This is a genomic window from bacterium, assembly GCA_019637795.1.
Taxonomy (GTDB): Bacteria; Desulfobacterota; Binatia; order HRBIN30; family CADEER01; genus JAHBUY01.
The window spans coordinates 336,886-355,658 of record JAHBUY010000002.1 but is presented as its reverse complement, the minus strand read 5'-3'; the positions used below and the strand labels follow the sequence as shown (position 1 = coordinate 355,658).

The 18,773-nt window shown below is 73.3% G+C and carries 17 protein-coding genes; 6 read left to right on the top strand and 11 right to left on the bottom strand.

Features of this window, described 5'->3' with window-relative positions:
• The first annotated feature begins 20 nt into the window (after positions 1-20).
• Positions 21-1,181 (top strand): citrate synthase/methylcitrate synthase, encoded by a 1,161-nt coding sequence (locus KF840_06845; GenBank protein ID MBX3024610.1) that lies wholly within the window; start codon positions 21-23, stop codon positions 1,179-1,181.
• A 12-nt stretch (positions 1,182-1,193) separates the two neighbouring features.
• Here KF840_06845 and KF840_06840 read toward each other — a convergent pair whose 3' ends face one another.
• Together KF840_06840 and KF840_06835 are read right to left on the bottom strand one after the other, a co-directional pair.
• Positions 1,194-2,399, bottom strand: a complete 1,206-nt coding sequence (locus KF840_06840; GenBank protein MBX3024609.1) for a DUF1343 domain-containing protein — start codon at positions 2,397-2,399, stop codon at positions 1,194-1,196.
• On the bottom strand, positions 2,393-2,923 hold the full coding sequence (locus KF840_06835) for a DOMON-like domain-containing protein (protein ID MBX3024608.1): 531 nt from the start codon (positions 2,921-2,923) through the stop codon (positions 2,393-2,395). The genes KF840_06840 and KF840_06835 overlap by 7 nt, the downstream gene beginning before the upstream one ends.
• Positions 2,924-3,258: 335 nt before the next feature.
• Between KF840_06835 and KF840_06830 the strand changes: the two genes are divergently transcribed.
• Together KF840_06830 and KF840_06825 are read left to right on the top strand one after the other, a co-directional pair.
• On the top strand, positions 3,259-4,563 hold the full coding sequence (locus KF840_06830; protein MBX3024607.1) for a 6-phosphofructokinase: 1,305 nt from the start codon (positions 3,259-3,261) through the stop codon (positions 4,561-4,563).
• A 125-nt stretch (positions 4,564-4,688) separates the two neighbouring features.
• Positions 4,689-6,899 (top strand): DUF3604 domain-containing protein, encoded by a 2,211-nt coding sequence (locus tag KF840_06825; GenBank protein ID MBX3024606.1) that lies wholly within the window; start codon positions 4,689-4,691, stop codon positions 6,897-6,899.
• 142 nt (positions 6,900-7,041) lie between these two features.
• On the opposite strand, the gene KF840_06820 is transcribed toward KF840_06825, so the two are convergent.
• From KF840_06820 to KF840_06795, 6 genes are all read right to left on the bottom strand, one after another.
• The gene (locus KF840_06820; GenBank protein ID MBX3024605.1) at positions 7,042-7,503 is read right to left on the bottom strand and encodes a thioredoxin family protein; all 462 of its coding nucleotides are present in this window, start codon (positions 7,501-7,503) and stop codon (positions 7,042-7,044) included.
• A 125-nt stretch (positions 7,504-7,628) separates the two neighbouring features.
• On the bottom strand, positions 7,629-9,638 hold the full coding sequence (locus KF840_06815; protein ID MBX3024604.1) for an aminotransferase class I/II-fold pyridoxal phosphate-dependent enzyme: 2,010 nt from the start codon (positions 9,636-9,638) through the stop codon (positions 7,629-7,631).
• Complete coding sequence (locus KF840_06810; protein ID MBX3024603.1) at positions 9,635-10,267, bottom strand: histidine phosphatase family protein; 633 nt, start codon at positions 10,265-10,267, stop codon at positions 9,635-9,637. The genes KF840_06815 and KF840_06810 overlap by 4 nt, the downstream gene beginning before the upstream one ends.
• Complete coding sequence (locus tag KF840_06805) at positions 10,264-11,496, bottom strand: MFS transporter (GenBank protein ID MBX3024602.1); 1,233 nt, start codon at positions 11,494-11,496, stop codon at positions 10,264-10,266. Before KF840_06805 ends, KF840_06810 begins: the two co-directional genes overlap by 4 nt.
• An 80-nt stretch (positions 11,497-11,576) precedes the next feature.
• Positions 11,577-12,650, bottom strand: coding sequence for a pentapeptide repeat-containing protein (locus KF840_06800; protein MBX3024601.1), 1,074 nt, complete (start codon positions 12,648-12,650; stop codon positions 11,577-11,579).
• Between the two features lie 17 nt (positions 12,651-12,667).
• A complete protein-coding gene (locus tag KF840_06795) occupies positions 12,668-13,348 on the bottom strand; it encodes a tetratricopeptide repeat protein (GenBank protein MBX3024600.1) in 681 nt (226 codons plus the stop codon).
• Positions 13,349-13,652: 304 nt separating this feature from the next.
• Between KF840_06795 and KF840_06790 the strand changes: the two genes are divergently transcribed.
• Genes KF840_06790 through KF840_06780 form a run of 3 tightly spaced genes read left to right on the top strand, consistent with a single transcriptional unit; the run spans position 13,653 to position 15,768 of the window.
• Positions 13,653-14,864, top strand: a complete 1,212-nt coding sequence (locus tag KF840_06790) for a CoA transferase (GenBank protein MBX3024599.1) — start codon at positions 13,653-13,655, stop codon at positions 14,862-14,864.
• A complete protein-coding gene (locus KF840_06785; protein MBX3024598.1) occupies positions 14,864-15,385 on the top strand; it encodes a hypothetical protein in 522 nt (173 codons plus the stop codon). Before KF840_06790 ends, KF840_06785 begins: the two co-directional genes overlap by 1 nt.
• A gap of 8 nt (positions 15,386-15,393) precedes the next feature.
• On the top strand, positions 15,394-15,768 hold the full coding sequence (locus tag KF840_06780; protein ID MBX3024597.1) for a diacylglycerol kinase family protein: 375 nt from the start codon (positions 15,394-15,396) through the stop codon (positions 15,766-15,768).
• A 341-nt stretch (positions 15,769-16,109) separates the two neighbouring features.
• Here the strand turns inward: KF840_06780 and KF840_06775 are convergent, their stop codons facing one another.
• From KF840_06775 to KF840_06765, 3 genes are all read right to left on the bottom strand, one after another.
• Positions 16,110-17,456: an FAD-dependent oxidoreductase gene (locus KF840_06775; GenBank protein MBX3024596.1), complete on the bottom strand. Its 1,347-nt coding sequence runs from the start codon at positions 17,454-17,456 to the stop codon at positions 16,110-16,112.
• Between the two features lie 78 nt (positions 17,457-17,534).
• Positions 17,535-18,077: a hypothetical protein gene (locus tag KF840_06770; protein ID MBX3024595.1), complete on the bottom strand. Its 543-nt coding sequence runs from the start codon at positions 18,075-18,077 to the stop codon at positions 17,535-17,537.
• Between the two features lie 68 nt (positions 18,078-18,145).
• Positions 18,146-18,763, bottom strand: a complete 618-nt coding sequence (locus KF840_06765; GenBank protein ID MBX3024594.1) for an FMN-binding negative transcriptional regulator — start codon at positions 18,761-18,763, stop codon at positions 18,146-18,148.
• Positions 18,764-18,773: the final 10 nt, after the last annotated feature.

Here is an 18,773-nt window from a genome sequence, read left to right as displayed (position 1 = left end):
TGGCGCCGGGAGGGCGGATCATGGACGACATCGCAGCGGGACTGGAGGGCGTGGTGGTGGCGGCGACGCGCTTGAGCGAGGTGGACGGCGAGCGCGGTCGGTTGATCATCGGCGGCTACCCGGTCGAGGAGCTGGCGCCGCACGCCCACTTCGAGGAGGTGCTGTCCCTGCTGTGGCACGGGCGCTTGCCGAGCCCGGCGGAGCGGACGGCGCTGGCCGAGGCGTTGGCGGCGCGGCGGGGGCTGCCCGCGGCGACGCGGGCGCTGCTGCGCGACGCGGCGCGGCGGGCGGTGCCGGCGATGGACGCGCTGCGCATGGGGGTCGCGAGCCTCAGCCTCGGGGCGCGCGGCGGCGGCGATCGGGCGGCGGCGCTCGACGACGCCATCACTCTGGTGGCGGCGATGCCGACCGTGATCGCGACGTACTGGCGCGAGCGGGCCGGGCGCGGGCTGCCGGCGCCGCGGCGCGATCTCGGCCACGTCGCGCACTTCCTCTGGCTGCTCGACGGCCGCGAGGCGGATCCGGCGGTGGTGCGGGCGTTGGAGACCTACTGCAACACGGTGGTCGACCACGGCATGAACGCCTCCACCTTCACCGCCCGGGTGATCGCCAGCACCCAGTCCGACCCGTGCTCGGCGGTGGTCGGGGCGATCGGGGCGCTGAAGGGTCCGCTGCACGGCGGCGCGCCGGGACCGGCGCTGGACATGGTGTTCGCGCTGCGCGCTGCGGCGGCGCGTTCCGGCCGCACGTTGGAGGCGGAGACGGACGCGTACGTTCGCCGCGAGGTGGGCGCCGGGGCTCGCATGATGGGATTCGGGCATCGCGTCTATCGCGTTCGCGACCCGCGCGCCGACGTGCTCGGGGCCGCGGCGCTGGCGCTCGGCGCGCGCGGCGGCGACGGGACGTTGATCGCCGACGCGCGGATCGTCGAGGCGGCGACGCTGCGCGTGCTGCGCGAGCTGAAACCGCGGCGCCGGCTGGACACCAACGTCGAGTTCTACACCGCGCTGCTGCTGCACGGCGTGGGGCTGCCGGCGGAGCTGTTCACGCCGACCTTCGCGCTCGCCCGCGTCGGCGGCTGGACGGCGCACATCCTCGAGCAGATGGAGGCCAACCGGCTGATCCGCCCGGCCGCGCGCTACGTCGGCGGCCGCGACGGTCGTTGGCCGCGCGCGGCGTAGCGCCGGCGCGCGTCAGCGATACAGCAGGACGTCGTCGCGTTCCGCCGCCCAGGCGATCTCGTCGGCGGCGGCGAGGGCATCGAGGTCCTGCGGGGTGGCGGCGGGGTCGTCGACCCACTCGCGCAGCAGCGGACCGCCGTTGATCAGGTCGATGGCCAGGCGCTCGTGCTCGTACTCGTAGGCGAAATCGCGCCACAGCGGGTAGTCCGGGCGCAGCGCCCGCAGCGCCTTGCAGGCGAGGGCGACCAGGCGCCAGGGGCGGAAGGCGTCGTGGGCGTAGGCGCCGTCCTCGACGTGGATCTGGACGCCGGCGCAGAGGTGGCCGGCGTGCTTGTGGAAGGTGGGGTCGAACCAGCACGGGCGCAGGCGGCAGCCGGCGAGCCAGGCGGGCGCGAGCGCGGCCATGCGGGCGAGCAGCGCCTCGGGGTCGAGGTCGGGGGCGCCGAACAGCTCCAGCGGGTGGGTGGTGCCGCGCCCCTCGCTCAGCGTCGTGCCCTCGAGCATCACCGTCCCCGGATAGGCGCGGGCCATCCCGAGCGTCGCGGCGTTCGGGCTCGGGTTCACCCAGGCGCGCTCGCCGAGCGGCCAGCCCCAGCCGGGCGGCGCGGCGGGATCCCAGCCGCGCATCTCGACCACGGCGCAGTCGAGATCGAGGGCGAGGTGGCGGACGAACCAGCGCGCCAACTCGCCGAGGGTCAGCCCGTGGCGCATCGGCAGCGGACCGGCGCCGACGAAGCTCTCCCAGCCCGGGCGCAGCAGCGGACCCTCGACCGGGCGGCCGATCGGGTTCGGGCGGTCGAGCACCCAGACCGCCTTGCCGCGCGCCGCGGCCTCCTCGAGCACGTAGCGCAGCGTGGTGACGAAGGTGTAGATGCGGGTGCCGACGTCCTGCAGGTCGACCAGCAGCACGTCGAACGTCGCCATCATCGCCGCCGTCGGCCGGCGCACGTCGCCGTAGAGGCTGAACACCGGGATGCCGTGGCGCGGATCGGTGAAGTCCGGCGACTCGACCATGTTGTCCTGCTTGTCGCCGCGCAGGCCGTGCTGCGGTCCGAACGCGGCGCTGAGGCGCAGGTCGCCGCAGGCGGCGAGAGCGTCGAGGGCGTGCGTCAGATCGGCGGTGACCGACGCCGGATGCGCCAGCAGGGCGACGCGCCGGCCGGCGAGGGGCGCGCGCAGCGCCGGCTCGGCGAGCAGGCGGTCGAGGCCGGTCAGCATCGCGGGTCCTCGCCCGCGGGCAGGTGGAGCGCGAAGCTGCCGGCGTGGTGGAAGTCGGGGCGCGGGCCCGGGTGGCGCAGCGCCCAGTAGGCGTGGGCGCCGGCGCGGGTCTCGATGACGGCGGAGAGGCCGAGGCGGAGCGGCGGCGCCATCGGCAGCACGGCGTTGAGGAGCAGGCGATCCGCGTCCCGCTCCCAGGCGGTCGACGGCGCCAGGGTGGCGCCGTCGCGGCGCTGGCGGTAGGCCGCGAATCCGTACACTGCCCACTGGCCGGACGGCGCGAAGTTGAATTCGTAGTACGGCTCGCCCTCGCCGGGGGCGGCGAACGCCTCGAAGCAGGTGTGGCGCCAGAGCTCGTCGGCGGGGCGCGGCGTGGTCGCGGCGGGAATCGCCAGGGCGTCGAGGTCGCCGCGCAGCGTGTAGGCGAGGCGGACGCTGGCCCGGGCGGGCTCGACCGCGACGGTCAGCTCGCGCACCGCCGGGGACGGCGTGTCGGGATGGGGCACGAGGCGCTGCAGGATCATCGCCGCCCTTCTAGCCCGGATCATTCATGAATTCGCTACCGCCCGCGCCGATCGCAAGCCATCGCCGGCCGCGCGCGCTCCGCCCGCCTCGACGGACGGTCGAGTCCGCCTGCGTCGGTCGTCGCTGCGCCGGGCCGGATCTGGCGCCGGCTCGGCGCGCTCGCGACGCGAGCTCATGAATGAGCCGGGCTCGCGCGTCGCGCGGCGTCCGTGGAGAGCGCCGCTGCCGCGGCGCGGCTCGCCGCGGGGCGGCTTGACGGCGTGGCGGCGCGACGCGAAGAGAGGGAGCACAACCCGGGTGCGTTGGGCAGGCATCCCGAGCCGGAGTGGATGCGATGAGCGAACGAAAGCGGTTGGCGATCCTGGTCGGCGGTGGCCCGGCGCCGGGCATCAACAGCGTCATCGGCGCGGCGACCATCCGCTCGGTGCTCGAGGGCGTCGAGGTGCTGGGCATCGAGGACGGCTTCGAGCACCTCATGCGCGGCCGCACCGACCACGCGCGGCCGCTCACCATCGACTCGGTCAGCCGCATCCACTTCCGCGGCGGCTCCTGCATCGGCATCGCGCGCGCCAACCCGACCACCGATCCGGCGCTGCTCGAGACCACGGTGCAGACGCTGCAGACGCTGGGCGTGTCGCAGCTCATCACCATCGGCGGCGACGACACCGCCTTCTCGGCGATGCGGCTGGAGGCGCAGTCGCGCGGGCGGCTCAAGGTCGTGCACGTGCCGAAGACCATCGACAACGACCTCGACCTGCCGCCGAGCATCGACACCTTCGGCTTCCAGACCGCCCGCCATGTCGGCGCCGAGATCGTGAAGAACCTGATGGTCGACGCCCACACCACCTCGCACTGGTACATCGTCATCTCGATGGGCCGGAAGGCGGGGCACCTGGCGCTCGGCATCGGCAAGGCGGCGGGGGCGACGCTGACGCTGATTCCGGAGGAGTTCGGCAGCCACGGCATCCGGCTGCAGGAGATCGTCGACACGCTGGTCGGCGCCATCATCAAGCGGCGCAGCCTCGGCCAGAAGCACGGCGTGGCGGTGGTCGCCGAGGGGGTCGTCGAGGGGATCCGCCCCGAGGACCTGGCGGAGCTGGAGAGCGTCGAGCGCGACGAGCACGGGCACGTCCGCATCGCCGACATCAACATCGGCGAGATCATCAAGCGCGCCGTGCAGGAACGGCTGCGGTCGACGACGATCAAGACCAAGATCGCCGCCAAGGACATCGGTTACGAGCTGCGCTGCGCCGATCCGATCCCCTACGACATGGAGTACTGCCGCGACCTCGGCTACTGCGCGGCGAAGTTCCTGATCGCCGGCGGCCACGCGGCGATGGTGTCGATGCAGGGCGGCAGCTTCGTGCCGATCCCCTTCGCCAACCTGCTCGATCCGACCACCGGCCGCACCCGGGTGCGCCTGGTCGACATCCACTCCGCGCGCTACGCGATCGCCCGCCGCTACATGATCCGCCTGCGGCGCGACGACTTCGACGATCCGGCCGAGCTGGAGCGGTTCGCGGCCACCGCCGGAATGGATCGCGACGAGCTCACGCGCCAGTTCGCCTATCTGATCGAGCGCGAGCCGCCGCAGTTCCAGATCGAGCCGCTGGAGACGACCGGCCGACCGGTCGTTTGATTTTTCTTTCCCCTCCGGCCACACAGGCGCAGGCTGCTGGTGGGGCGCGCCCACCGCGAGCGGTGGGCCGTCGTCCACCGGCCGCGCCCGGCGCGGCGCAAGTCCAACATCGTGGGGGTACGGAGATGAAGATCCAGCGACTGGCCTGGCTGCTGCTCGTGCTGGCGGGATGCCGCGGCCAGCACCAGGGACCGGGGGAGATCACGGGTCCGGCGATTCCGGCCGCGGTCGTCGCGGCGCGGCAGGCGACGCAGGCGAAGGCCGCGGCGGCGCTGGCGCCGGGCGCGCCGCCGGCCAAGCAGATCCTCTTCGGCGACCTGCACGTCCACACCACCTTCTCGCCCGACGCCTTCATGCGCAGCCTGCCGTTCCTGAACGGCGAGGGGACGCACCCGCCGGCGGACGCCTGCGACTTCGCCCGCTACTGCAGCGACCTCGACTTCTGGAGCATCAACGACCACGCCGAGGGCGTGTCGCCGCAGCACTGGCGCGAGACCAAGGAGTCGATCCGCCAGTGCAACGCGGTCGCCGGCGATCCGAAGAATCCCGACATCGTCGCGTTCCTAGGCTGGGAGTGGACGCAGGTCGGCCAGACGGCGAAGGACCACTACGGACACAAGAACGTCATCTTCAAGGACCTCGACGAGGACAAGGTGCCGACGCGCCCGATCAGCGCCCTCAGCGCCCAGCTCGTCGGCGCGCTGCGCTCCTCGCCGCCGCTGTGGCAGCGGATCCAGTTGCCGCTCTTCGACTTCGCCCACCGCCAGCAGTACTTCGACGTCGCCACCTACCAGCAGGAGCTGCGCGAGACGCCGCTCTGCCCCGAGGGCGTCGACAGCCGCGAGCTCCCCGCCGACTGCCACGAGTCGGCGCAGACGCCGGACGTCCTCTACGAGAAGCTCTCGCAGTGGGGCTTCGACACGATCGTCATCCCGCACGGCACCACCTGGGGCCTCTACACGCCGCCCGGCAGCGCCTGGGACAAGCAGCTCGTCGGCGCCATGCACGATCCCGACAAGCAGACGCTGGTCGAGGTCTACTCCGGCCACGGCAATGCGGAGGAGTATCGCAACTGGCGCGACGTGATCTTCGGCGACGACGGCGAGGCGATCTGCCCCGAACCAACCGCCGACTACCTGCCGTGCTGCTGGCAGGCGGGCGAGATCATCCGCGGCCGCTGCGGCGACACCCCCGCCGACGAGTGCGAGCAGCGCGTGCAGGCGGCGCGCCGCAACTACCTCGCCGCCGGCGTCGCCGGCCGCCACACCGTCCCGGGGAGCACGATCGACGACTGGAAGGACTGCGGCTACTGCCGCGACTGCTTCAACCCGGCGTTCAACATGCGCCCGCTCAGCTCGACGCAGTACATGGCGGCGATCGGCAATTTCGACGATCCGAACGCGCCGCCGCGCCGCTTCCGCTTCGGCTACATCGGCTCGAGCGACAACCACACCGCGCGGCCGGGCACCGGGTACAAGGAATTCGCGCGCCGCGCGTTCACCGAGGCGGCGGGGCCGAAGGACGCGACCTGGGCCGACCGCATGTTCCCCGCCGACACCCGCACCGGCGACGAATCGATCCCCTTCGACCCCAACGGGGTCAGCGGCATCCAGGGCTTCCAGATGGTCGACCTCGAGCGCCAGGCGTCGTTCTTCATGACCGGCGGTCTGGTCGCCGTGCACAGCGAGGGCCGCGATCGCGATGCCATCTGGAACGCGCTCAAGCGGCGCGAGGTCTACGGCACCAGCGGCGAGCGCCTGCTGCTGTGGTTCGATCTGCTGAACGGGCCGCAGGGCGTCGCGCCGATGGGCGCCGAGGTCACCATGCACCAGACCCCGCGCTTCCGCGTCCGCGCCGTCGGCTCGTTCAAGCAGCTCCCCGGCTGTCCGGACTATGCCGTCGACGCGCTGGCGAAGGATCGGCTCGAGCGGCTGTGCCGCGGCGAGTGCTACAACCCGAGCGACGAACGCAACCTCATCACCCGCATCGAGGTGGTCCGCATCCGCCCGCAGCGCGCCAAGGGCGAGCCGGTGGCGAACCTGATCGAGGATCCGTGGCGGCGGTTCGAGTGTCCGAAAGATCCCGCCGGCTGCACCGTCGAGTTCGACGATCCCGACTACCGCGTCGCCGAGCGCGACGTCCTCTACTACGTGCGCGCCATCCAGGAGCCGACGCCGGCGGTCAACGCCGGCGCGCTGCGCTGCGAGTACGACGCCGCCGGCAACTGCGTGAAGGTGCACCCCTGCTTCGGCGACTACCGCACGCCCTACGACGACGACTGCCTGAGCATGAACGAGGAGCGCGCCTGGTCGTCGCCGATCTACGTCAACCAGTGACGCGACCCCTGGAGGGCGCCGCGGGAACGGCGCCCTCCAGGCGGAAATCGGATCGCGCGCGACCGCCTGCCCGCGCCACCGCGGGTCTGGCCGGCGATGGCGCGCAGCCGGCGGGGTTCAACCCGCGCCGCGAGGCCCGGCGCTACTTCAACTGCTTCTGCGCCGCATCCATCCCGGCGAGGACGGAGGCGGGGTTGCGCTCGTCGTAGAAATACTTGAACTGCTCGCGCGGGGCGTGGATCTCGGACAGCGTGCCGGTCGACGAGAGGAAGTAGGTGCGCGGGATGTAGCTGCCGTCCACCGCGTACTTCTCGCTCAGCTCCTTGTTCTGGTCGGCGTCGAGCCGGATCATGACGAAGTCCTTCGACTTCGCGACCACCTTCGGGTCATGGAAGACGCCGCTGTAGTTCTTGCAGTGCGGGCACCACTCGGTGAAGAAGATGAGCATGACCGGCTTCTTGGCCTTCTTCGCCTCGGCGAGCCCGTCGTCGTAGCTGCGCCACTTGATGTTCTGGTCGTTCCAGTCGCCGCCGGCGACCGCGGTCTCGACGGCGCCGAACGCCAGCAGGGCGGTGAAGGGGACGAGCATCAGCCAACGCGACATGGGGATCCTCCTGTCATCGGTCGGCGACTGCTAGCCGGCGCCGGGGGAGAGCGCAACCGGGCGCGCCCGGGTCTCGGCGCCGAGGAGCCGTCATCCCCGCCCGTCGGGCGCGGAGCCCCCGGGCGTCAATCCAGGTAGGCGGCGATCTCGGAGTCGTCGACGCCGAGCAGGCGGGCGACGTGGACGGCGGCGGCGACGGCGCGCTGACCGCTGGCGCCGACGATGTCGCGGTGCACCGGCAGGTCCCGGCCGTCGAGCGCCAACGTCGTGCCCGCTGCGCCCGTCCGCAGCTCCTGGGCGGAGAACGTGCGCGCGCCGGGCAGCTCGGCGGCGAGCGCCGCGAGCATCGGATCGTCGCCGCAGAGCAGGACCGCGGCGCCGCGCTGGCTCGCGTCGCGACACAGCAGGCCGATCTCGGCGCGCAGGGTCTTCATCGCCTCGAGGTCGTCGGTGTAGCTGGCGGCGACCGGCGTCACCACCACGACGTCCGGGCGCACGATCTCCAGGTGGGCGCGCATGTCGCCGCGGCGGCGCACGCCGAGCTCGAGCACCATGACGTCGAGCGGGGGGACCGGTCCATAGGCGCGCCACGCCGCCCGGGCGAAGGCGGCCGCGATCGCCAGCGGCCGGCGGGTGTCGAGCTCGGCGTCGAGCACCGCCAGGGGCAGGCCGATGGCGGTGTTGTGGGAGAGCGGGTTGGCGTGCACGCGCAGGCGGCGTGCCAGCAGCTCGGCCAGGGTGCGTTTCAGCACCGTCTTGCCGTGCGTGCCGGTGATCGCCACCACCTTCGGCCGCATGCGCTGCAGGCGGCGGTGCGCCAGGCGGCGGAGCAGCGCGACGCCGCGGCGGCGCAGCGCGAGCCGGGCGGTCGGCGCGCGCGCCGGCAGGGTGGCGGGCACGGCGACGCGATCGCGCGCCGGGCGGCCGCCGAAGTACTCCGTCAGTCGATCGAAGGCGAGGTCGACGTCGGCCGCGGGCCGCGCGTAGCAGAGCCGCAGGTGGGCCTCGCCGGTGGGGCCGAAGGCGACGCCGGGCACCAGGGCGACGCGCGCGTGGTGCAGCAGCTCGGCGGCCAGCCGCCGCGAATCGCGCGCCAGGGGAACGGTGTCCTTGACGCGCGGGAAGGCGAAATACGACGCGTTCGGCTTCTGGTAATCGAAGACCTGCGACAGGGCGTCGAGGCGTTCGACGACGTGGTCGCGGCGGCGCCGGAACTCGGCGGCGAACTCGGCGATGAACGCGCCGCCCAGCTCGAGCGCCGCCAGCGCCGCGTACTGCGACACCACCGGCGCGCAGGTGACCAGCGCGTCGTGGACGGTGAGGACGTCGGCGACGCGCTCCGCCGGTCCGTGCAGGAAGCCGACCCGCCAGCCGGTCATCCCGTACGCCTTCGAGAACGAGCAGACGCGGATCACGCGCTCGCGCGCGCTCGGCTCCATGGCGGCGCTGAAGATGCCGGCCTCGCCGTAGACGAAGTCCTTGTACACCTCGTCGGTGATCACCAGCAGGTCGTGCGCGGCGGCGACGCGCAGCATGCGCAGCGTCTGGGCGCGCGAGAAGACGGTGCCGGTGGGATTGTTGGGGTTGCACAGGAGCAGCGCCCGGGTGCGGCGCGACACCGCGTTGGCGATCGCGTCGGGGTCGAGGTCGAAGTGCGCGTCCTCGTCGAGCGGCACCCAGCGCGGCACGCCGCCGGCGAGGCGGATCGCCGGCAGGTAGGAGGCGTAGGTCGGCGACACCACCAGCACCTCGTCGCCGTCGTCGAGGTGGGCCAGCAGCGTGGCGGCGATGGCCTCGATCGAGCCGACGGTGACCAGGACCTCGCGGTCGGGGTCGTACGGCATGCCCTCGCGCGCCAGCGCCTCGGCGATCGCCTCGCGCAGCGCCGGCAGGCCGGGGCTGACCGAGTAGCGGGCGCAGGCGCCCTCCGCCATGCGCTCGGCCGCGAAGCGTTTGATCGGCTCCGGGGTGTCGAAGCTCGGGATGCCCTGCGCCAGCGAGACGACGCCGGGGATGCGGCTCGCCTGCAGCTCGACGTCCTTGATCGGCGACAGGGTGAGTCCGCGCAGCCGCTCGGCGGCGCGCCCGCGGCGTTCGCGCACGCGCGCGGCGCCGCCGGCGAACAGGCGGCTCATGCGCTCGCCTCCGCGACGTCGGCGAGGTGGTCGAGCGCGTTCAGCCGCTCGGCGCGCCAGCCGGCGCCGTCGCGGACGAGCACGTGGATCGAGCCGAGGCCGATGTCGAGGACGCGCCGCGCGGCGGCGTCCAGGCCGAGCAGCTCGCTCAGCGCGACGGCGATGACGCCGCGGTGCGCGACCAGCAGCAGGCGCGCGCCGGGGGGGTCGGCCAGCAGCGCGGCGAGCCCGGCGGCGACCCGACGGTGGAAGGCCTGGCGGCATTCGCCGCCCGGATAGACGAAGCGCTCGGGGTCGGCCTGCCAGCGGGCGAACGCCGCGGGCGCGCGGCGCGCGATCTCCTCGCGCGTCCAGCCCTCCCAGTCGCCGAAGCTCACCTCGTCGAACGCCGCCACCGGGCGCGGCGCGTGGGCGGCGCCGGCGATCAGCGCCGCGCCGCGCCGCGCCCGCTGCAGCCGGCTGGCGTAGACGGCGTCGAACGCCTCGCCCGCCAGGGCGGCGCCGGCGCGCCGCATCTGCGCCTCGCCGAGCGCGCTCAGCGGCACGTCGGTGGCGCCGTAGTAGCGGACGCTCGACTGGCCGGTGGTTTCGCCGTGCCGCACCAGCACCAGACGTCGCACGCCGCTCATGGCAGCACCGCCGAATCCTGCGGCCTCGCGCCACCTGGCTGGCGCGCGGCCGTCGCCGCGCGCGCCGGGCGCGGGGCGACGCGATCATCCATGCGCAGCAGCACCGCGGCGGCGACGATCACCAGCAGGACCACGCCGGCGAGACAGCGCAGGGCGTGCGCCAGGCCGCCGATGCCGTCGGCCCAGCCCACCAGCCACACCGCCAGCGAGCCGACGCCGAAGGTGCAGACGAACTTGAGACCATAGATCGCCGCCCGCCGGTGCGGCGGCGCGTAGTGCGCCACCAGGCTGTTCTCGATCGGCTGCATGCCGAGGCTGAAGAACACGAACGCGGCGGTGCTGACCACCAGCGGCATGCCGCCGAGCACGCTCATCAACAGCAGCGGCAGCAGGCTGCAGGCGTGGAAGAGCAGGTACAGCCGGCGCTGGTCGTGCCGGTCGGCGAGCAGACCGCCGAGGTACTGGCCGCCGACGCCGAGCAGATAGGCGACGGACACCGCGGCGCCGAACCAGATCTCGCTCACCCGCTCGGCGAAGTAGGCCGGCTGCAACAGGGTCGTGCCGCGATAGCTGACGCCGGCGAGGGTCGCCGCCACCAGCAGCACCAGCAGCGGTCGCCAGGCGATCGGCGTCCCGGCGGCCTCGGCGGCGACGGCGCGCGGCGCCGGCTCCTGCACCGGCAGGAAGGCGCAGCCGACCGCCAGCGCGCACATCGCGTAGCCGACCAGCCGGTAGGTGTCCTGCCAGCCGAAGTGGGCGCAGAGGGTGGCGGTCACCACCGGCGTCAGGGCGATGGCGAGATTGCCGAAGATGCCGTTGATCCCGAGGGCGCGGCCGCGGGCGTCGATGGTGCGCGAGATCAGGCTCATGCCGAGCGGGTGATAGACGCTGGCGAGCGCGCCCATGGCCGCGAGGCAGATGATCAGCGCCCGCGGCGACGTGACCTCGCTGGCCGCCAGCGCCGCGACCCCGAGACCGAACAGCGCCGCCAGCAGCGGCAGGCGGGTGCCGACGCGATCGCCCAGCAGACCCGCTGGCAGCGCCCCGAGCCCGAACGCCAGATAGCCGAGGAAGCTCCAGCTCAGCACCTCGTCGATCGGCACCTGGCTCTGCCTGGCCAGCGCCACCGCCAGGGTGGGGAACATCAGCTCGAAGAAGTGGGTGGCGAAATGCCCGACGCCGGTGAGCAGGAGAACGTTGCGCTCGTTGCTCGCCGGTACCGTGTGCATCGCCGGCGGCAAGCTATCGGAGCCCCCGCGCGCCCACAAGCACGGGTTTGCCGGCGCGGCCGTTCGCCGCGACGCGGCGCTCAGCGGCGGGCGCGGCGCAGCACGGCCGGCTTCGCGGCGGGCTCGCCGGCGCGCGGCCGCGCCGCGCTCGGGCTGGGCGGGGCGTCGAGCGCGGCGGCCGTGCGATTCACCCGCTCGCGCTCGTCGCGGGGCACGCCGATGGTGCTAACGACGCGGGCGGCGTGCAGCGACGCGCCCTCGAGGTTGGCCTTGTACAGATACGCGCCGTCGAGGTGGGCGCCGCCGAGGTCGGCGCCCTGCAGCGAGGCGCCGCCGAGATAGGCGCCGGCGAGGTGGGCGCCGCCGAGATCCGCGCCCTCGAGGCGGGCCTCGACCATGTACGTGCCGTCGAGATGCGCCTCGCGCAGGTCGGCCCCGCGCAGGTCGGCTTCCACGAGATCGGCGTTGTCGAGCCAGGCGCCGCGCAGGTCGGCGTGCGCCAGACGCGCCGCCTGCATGGTCGCTCCTTCCAGGTGCGACTCGAAGAGGTTGGCGCGCTCGAGGTTGACGCCGTTCAGGTCGGCGCCGCGCAGGTCGGTGCGCCGCAGGTCGAGGCGGAACCCGCCGCCCGCCTCGTGCGCGACGGCGCGCCGGCCGAGCACGGTGAGCACCGCCTGGACGTCGGTCGCCAGGCGCGACGGGGCCGGCCGCTCGGGCTCCCAGGCGGCGCGCTCGCGCAGGTAGGCGCAGAGCACCTCCATCGCCGGTTGGTGCTGTTGCGCCGACTCGTTCGCCACCTGCTCGAGGGCGTAGATGGCGCCCAGTCGGACCTCCAGCCGATCGTCGGCGAGCTGGCCGACGGCGCGGGTGAAGCGCTCGCGGCGCTGGCTGTCCTCGGCCAGGCGCACGGCGTCGCTGGCGGCGCGCTCGCTGGCGCCGACCCGCCACCAGAGGAGCGCCAGCCCGGTCAGGAAGGCGCCGGCGCCGAGCAGGATGGCGAGCGTCTGGCGCACCTGGTTCTCGAGCTCGAGCTGCTCGCGCGGCGAGAGCACGCCGCGCCACTCCGCGGTCTGCCACTGCGGCACCTGCCACAGCACCAGCCCGATGAGCAGCGCCGCGGCGGCGCCGAGGAGCGCGTGCCCGAATCGTCGCATGGGGGTCGGGGCGGCCGTCAGGTGCGGCTGGCGGGCTCGCCGCTGATGGCGCGCGCCCGCGCTTCCCACGCCGCCGCCTCGCGCTCGTTCTGCGTCTTGCGCAGAAAGGCGGCGTAGTTGCTGAGGCTCGCCGCGAGATCCGGATGCTTCGGCCCGAGCAGACGCTCCTTGAGCGTCACCGAGCGCTGGAAGAGCGGCGCCGCTTCGCCGTAGCGGCCCTGCGCCAGATAGACGGTGAGCAGATTGCCGACGACGCTCGCGGTGGCCGGATGCTCGGGTCCGTGACTGCCCTCGGCGAGCGTCAGGGCGCGCCGGCAGAGCGGCTCCGCCTGCGCGTACCGCCCCTGCGCGCGATACACCAGCGCCAGGCTGTTCAGCGGCCGCACCAGGGCGCGCGCCGGCGCGCCGGGCAGGGCCTCGAGCAGAGCGATGGCGCGATTGAAGAGCGCCTCCGCTTCCTCGAACCGCGCCTGGCCGCGATAGAGCTCGGCGAGGTCGACCATGGCCCGCGCCACCGCCAGCGTTCCGGGGGCCTGGCGCTCGCTGCGCGCGAGCTCGGCGCTCAGCAGGCGCTCGGCATCGCCATGGCGCCCTTCCTGGAAGGCCTCCAGTCCCTCGCTCGCCGGCGCGGGCGCGGTTGGCCTGCCGCGCAACCACCGCTGCCAGAAACCGCCGCGAGTCTCGTCGGGTCGAGCCATGCGCTGCCACCACCGTCGGGCCACGTCGTCGCCGGCACCCTGCCGGCGCCGAGGCGCGCCGTTCCCTGCGTCTGCCAGAAAGGATGAACGACTGAGGATTCTGCTGTGCTACGTGTTCGGTAGCGTCGTCGCCAGCGCGAAGTCAACGAAAATGTTGTGCTCGCATGCGAGGTGGCATGTCCCGACCGCGTTGACGGCCCGCAATGTTGGCGGCCCGTAACTTGTCAGCCCGCCACGGGGCCCCATAGAGTGCGCGCGATCGGCCGGGGCCGGGCCGATCGAATCGGCGAACAGGAGTGCTGGGATGGCGATGCCGCTCGACGGAATACGGGTGATCGACTGGACGATCTGGCAGCAGGGTCCGGTCTGCTCGGCGATGCTCGGGGATCTCGGCGCCGACGTGATCAAGATCGAGGAACGGGTCGGCGGCGATCCCGGCCGCGGCATGGCGAAGATGAGCGGCATCGACATGTCGGACAAGCCGAATTTCTATTTCGAGGCCAACAACCGCAACAAGCGCGGCATCACCCTGGACCTCAAGAAGCCCGAGGGCCGCGAGATCGTCTACAAGCTGGTCGAGACCGCCGACGTCTTCGTGCAGAACTTCCGCAAGGGCGTCGCCGAGCGGCTCGGCCTCGGCTATGCGCAACTGCAGCCGCGCAACCCGCGCCTGATCTACGCCACCGCCACCGGGTACGGGCCCGAGGGGCCGGAGAGCGGCGATCCGTCGTTCGACCAGCTCGGTCTGGCGCGCTCGGGCATCATGCTCGCCGCCGGCGAGCCCGACATGCCGCCGCTCGCCATCGCCGGCGGCATCGCCGACCAGATGGGCGCGATCATGCTCGCCTACGGCGTGCTGGCGGCGTTGCTGGCGCGCGAGCGCTTCGGGGTCGGCCAGGCGGTGGACGGCTCGCATCTCGGCAGCATGATGGCGCTGCAGGGCCTGAGCGTCTCGGCGCGCCTGATGTGGGGCTTCGCCATTCCGCGCATGCCGCGCAAGTACCAGGCGAATCCGCTGTGGAACCACTATCAGTGCCAGGACGGGCGCTGGATCTGCCTCGGCATGCTGCAGCCCGATCGCTACTGGGCGGACTTCGCCCGCGCCGTCGGCCGGCCGGAGTTGGCGACCGACGAGCGCTTCGTCGATCTGCGCGTCCGCGCCGCCAACGCCGGCGCCGCCATCGAGATCCTCGACGCGGTGTTCGCCAGCAAGCCGTTGGCGGAATGGCTGCGCATCCTGCGCGCCGGCGGCGATTTCATCTTCTGCCAGGTGAACGCGGTCGACGACCTGCCCAACGATCCGCAGGTGCAGGCCAACGACTACGTCGTCGACTTCGACCACCCGCGCTTCGGGCCGACGCAGGTGATCGGCCTGCCGGTGCATCTGAGCGAGACGCCGGGCAGCGTCCGCCTGCCGGCGCCGGAGTTCGGCGAGCACACCGAGCAGATCCTCACCGAGGTGCTCGGCTACTCGTGGGACGAGGTCGCGGCGCTGAAGGATCGCGAGGTCATCTGATGGCCCCCGAGGCGCTGGCCGCCCGGCTCGCCGCGCTCGAGCGCGCACAGCGTCGGCACCGGATCCTGCTCGTCGGGCTGACGCTCGTGCTCGCCGCCACCCTGCTGGTCGGCGCGGGCGACGACGGCGTGCTCAGCGGGCGCACGCTCAAGCTGCTCGACGACCAGGGCCGCGTGCGCGCCCTGCTCACCACCAACAGCGGGCTCAGCTTCTTCGACGGCGCCGGTCGCCCGCGCGCCAACATCGGCCTCGAGGCCGACGGCACGCCCGCCGTGGTGCTGAACGGCGAGGCGAGCCGCATGATCCTCAACGTCACCGGCGACGGGCCGGCGCTGACGCTCACCGGCGGGCGCGCCGCGCTGCGCGCCGTGCTCGGCCTGGTGAACGACCAACCGGGCCTGGTGTTCTTCGATGGCCAGGAACGCGAGCGGGTGCGGATCAGCGTCGCGGACGGCAGCGGCCGCGGCCTGCTGCGCGCCGCCGACGGCGCCACCACCTGGCAGGTGCCGAGCCGCCAGTGACGCCGGCGATGGAGTCCCCGCGCGCCTTCTCCGTCGCCGGTCGCATTCGCTCCTTCGCCCATGCCTTCACCGGCATCTGGACGATGTTGCGCTCGCAGCAGAACGCCTGGATCCACGCCGCCGCCACGGTGGCGGTGTGCGCGATCGGCCTGCTGCTCCGGCTCGCCACCGCCGAGTGGTGCTGGATCGTGCTGGCGATCATGTCGGTGTGGACCGCCGAGGCGCTCAACACCGCCTTCGAGTTCCTCGCCGACGTCGCCTCGCCGGAGTTCCACCCGCTGGTGAAGCACGCCAAGGACGTCGCCGCCGGCGCGGTGCTCATCGCCGCCATCGGCGCCGCCGTCATCGCCGCGCTGGTGCTCGGCCCCCACCTCGTCGGCTGACGCGGCGCCCCCTGGCCCAGCCGGGGGGTCCGTACCAGTGGAATCGGTCCCGGCGTGCCGATGCGACCTCGTCGCGCCGTCTCGCGGCTGGTCTGGAGTCCCCCGGGGCACCTCCGCCGCGCCGCGGGTCCCACCTGGGTCGTACGGCCCCTCCGCTCGCCCAGACCGCGCCAGCCCTAGCGGTCCGTTGAAAAACAGGCGGCGTAGCGAGGGCGAGGGATTGTGCGCCAGATCGAGGCGCCGAACCGGAGGCAAACCGGTCGGTTTTGTCGAGGATTCGGCAACAAAGAGCTGGCGCACAAGACCTGCCCGCAGTAGCCGACCTGTTTTTCAACGGGCTGCTAGCGGCGGCCCTCGCGGAGCTGGCGGTCGGTGATGCGATCGATGGTGCGGAAGACGGCGAGCAGGCCGCGCGCCGCCAGCCAGAGGAACGGCTCGGGCGGTAGGGTCGGCGCCGGCTTCGGGAAGACGCGCGCCCATTCGTTGTCGCGCCCGAGGATGCCGTCGGCCAGGATGTCGCCGACCGCCGTCGCCTGCGCGACCCCGTGCCCGTTGTACCCGAGCGCGTGCCAGAGCGTGCCGTCGCGGCCGACGCGGCCGATCGACGGCAGGAAGCTCAGCGTCATCGCGATCCAGCCGCCCCAGAAGTGGGCGATCGGCAGCTCGGCGAGGACCGGAAAGCGAGCGCGGAAGGCGGCGGCGATTTCCCCCTGGCTGCGCGCGTGCGGCCCGCCGTGAGTGCCCGGCCGGGCGCCCCAGGCGTAACGCGGCGCCTTGGAGCCGCCGATGATGGTGCGCGCGGCGCTCAATCGATAACTCTCCAGCATCTCGTGCGCCGTGTAGATGCCCTCGCGGCGTGGCCAGCCGCCGAGCGCGGCGCGCTGTGCGTCGCTCAGCGGCGCGGTCTCGAAGAGCGTCACGTAGAGCGGCAGGATCTTCGCGCCGGGGGCGCCGATCTCGCGCGTCCAGGCGTTGCTCGCCATCACCACGTGCTCGGCGCGCAGCGTGCCGTGCGGCGTGCGCACGGCCGGCCGCGCGCCCGCCCTCACCTCGACCACCCGCGTGCCCTCGTGCAGCCGCACCCCGGCGGCGCGCGCGGCGCGGCGCAGACCGAGGACCAGCTTGCCGGGCTCGAGCGTGCCGCCGGCGCCTTCGAGCACGCCGGACCGGAACGCCGGCGGCAGCCCGCGCGCCCGCATCTCGTCGGGCTCGAGGAACCGCAGCGGCGCGCCGACGCGGCCGGCGAGCGCGGCGGCGCGGCGCAACCGCCGTTCCTGCTTCGGATGCACGACCGCCATCACGTTGCCGGACGGCGCGTAGTCGCAGTCGATGCCGTGCTCGGCGATCAGCGCTTCGGTGCGCCGCACGCAGTGGTCGGCGAAGCGCACGATCGCCGCCGTGCGCGCCTCGCCGTGGAGCATCAGCAGCGTCGGCAGGTCCTTGCCGATGGTCGGCGTCAGATGTCCGGCGTTGCGGCCGCTGGCGCCGAAGCCGCAGAACTCGCGTTCGAGCACGGCGACGTCGACCCCGGCCCGTCTCAGCGCCAGCGCCGTCGACAGGCCCGTCAGGCCGCCGCCGACGATCGCGACGTCGGCGCGGGTGTCGCCGGCCAGCGCCGGGGCGCGATCCGACGGTGCCTCGAGGGAGCCGCTGATCGCCAGGAACGGCGCGGCCAGGTCCGCGTTCATCGCCGCTTCTCGACGCGGGCGGTCCCCGGCATCGGCGCGCGCCCTGGTGGGCCGCGCCGCGCGACGCCGGCCGGCGCGCTATTGCTGCCGATCGCAGCCTCCCGCGCTCTGCGGCTCGTCGCGGAGGTGGACGTAGGCCTTGCCGTTCCAGTGCCACAGCGGGAAGCAGAAGCCCGGTCCGCCGATCAGCAGGTCCGGATAGCCCTTGCCCCCCTTGGCCGGGCGCACCTCGGCGATCACGCCGGGGAAGCCGAGCTGGCTCTGGTAGCGGCCCGACTTGTCCTTGATGAACATGATCACGGAGGTGCCGGCCATGCCCGACAGGCAGGTGTTGCCGTAGGTGATGAGCACCTCGTCGACGCCGTCACCGTCGAGGTCTTTCACCTCGACCTCCGACGAGACCTCCTGGCCGCAGGCATCGTCGACCAGGCTCTTGCCATCCTTCGCCACCTTGAGGTCGAGCTTCCGGTAGATCGCCAGGCGGTCGCCGGCGCTGAGCGTCCCCGGGTTCTTGGCGAACAGCAGCGCGACGCCGGCCGTGTCATCGGCGGCGGCGGCGCCGGCGAACAGTCCCAGGACGAGCAGACCAGAGACGAGCAGACGCAGGTGGACGGACGGCACGGCGATCCTCCTCTCGCGCGGCGGCAACGTCCTCTAGCGCGGGCGACGCCCCGGAGGGAAGCGCCGCGCTACCTGCCGGCGTCGATCGTCCCGGCGAGCGCGTCGGCGGCGCGGGCGTCGTTGCGACGGCCGCGCCGCCGCAGCGCCTCGATCACCTGGGCGCGCACCGCCGGCGGCCGGTTCTGGCCGAGCTTGAACTTGACCTGCGCGCCGGTGATGGCGAGGCGCACGGCGGCGATGACCCCGATGGCGCCGCGGTAGAGCGGATCGTCGGGCGCGACCGCGCGGAAGCCCCCCTCCGGCTGGTAGCGCGCCAGAAGGCGCGTCTGCTGCGCCGCCAGCGCGTCGCCGTCGAGCGAGACCGCCGCCGCGCACTCGAAGATCACCGTGCGGTGATAGGCGGTCGCCATCACCGCGTTCTCGGGATGCACCCAGTACGACGGGATGGTGGCGAGGATCTCGTCGACCTCGAACAGGCAGCGCGCCCGCGCCGCCAGGTCCGCCAGTTGCGCGTCGGCGCGATGCAGATGGATCTCGACGGCGTCGCCGTCGTAGGCGAACGGATAGAGCCCGATGCGCGGCGCGCCGTCGGCGCCGACCGTCACCAGGCGTCCCATCTCCTGCTCGCCCACGAACGCCTCGAGCACCTCGCGCGGGATGTCGGCGTAGTAGTCGTAGTGGATCACGGTCCCGGCC

Coding starts and splice junctions, on each gene's coding strand:
- KF840_06845 (MBX3024610.1), top strand. CDS start 21: ATGGACGACATCGCAGCGGGACTGGAGGGCGTGGTGGTGGCGGCGACG.
- KF840_06835 (MBX3024608.1), bottom strand. CDS start 2,923: ATGATCCTGCAGCGCCTCGTGCCCCATCCCGACACGCCGTCCCCGGCG.
- KF840_06785 (MBX3024598.1), top strand. CDS start 14,864: ATGGCCCCCGAGGCGCTGGCCGCCCGGCTCGCCGCGCTCGAGCGCGCA.
- KF840_06795 (MBX3024600.1), bottom strand. CDS start 13,348: ATGGCTCGACCCGACGAGACTCGCGGCGGTTTCTGGCAGCGGTGGTTG.
- KF840_06840 (MBX3024609.1), bottom strand. CDS start 2,399: ATGCTGACCGGCCTCGACCGCCTGCTCGCCGAGCCGGCGCTGCGCGCG.
- KF840_06825 (MBX3024606.1), top strand. CDS start 4,689: ATGAAGATCCAGCGACTGGCCTGGCTGCTGCTCGTGCTGGCGGGATGC.
- KF840_06830 (MBX3024607.1), top strand. CDS start 3,259: ATGAGCGAACGAAAGCGGTTGGCGATCCTGGTCGGCGGTGGCCCGGCG.
- KF840_06810 (MBX3024603.1), bottom strand. CDS start 10,267: ATGAGCGGCGTGCGACGTCTGGTGCTGGTGCGGCACGGCGAAACCACC.
- KF840_06820 (MBX3024605.1), bottom strand. CDS start 7,503: ATGTCGCGTTGGCTGATGCTCGTCCCCTTCACCGCCCTGCTGGCGTTC.
- KF840_06805 (MBX3024602.1), bottom strand. CDS start 11,496: ATGCACACGGTACCGGCGAGCAACGAGCGCAACGTTCTCCTGCTCACC.
- KF840_06775 (MBX3024596.1), bottom strand. CDS start 17,456: ATGAACGCGGACCTGGCCGCGCCGTTCCTGGCGATCAGCGGCTCCCTC.
- KF840_06780 (MBX3024597.1), top strand. CDS start 15,394: ATGGAGTCCCCGCGCGCCTTCTCCGTCGCCGGTCGCATTCGCTCCTTC.
- KF840_06800 (MBX3024601.1), bottom strand. CDS start 12,650: ATGCGACGATTCGGGCACGCGCTCCTCGGCGCCGCCGCGGCGCTGCTC.
- KF840_06815 (MBX3024604.1), bottom strand. CDS start 9,638: ATGAGCCGCCTGTTCGCCGGCGGCGCCGCGCGCGTGCGCGAACGCCGC.
- KF840_06790 (MBX3024599.1), top strand. CDS start 13,653: ATGGCGATGCCGCTCGACGGAATACGGGTGATCGACTGGACGATCTGG.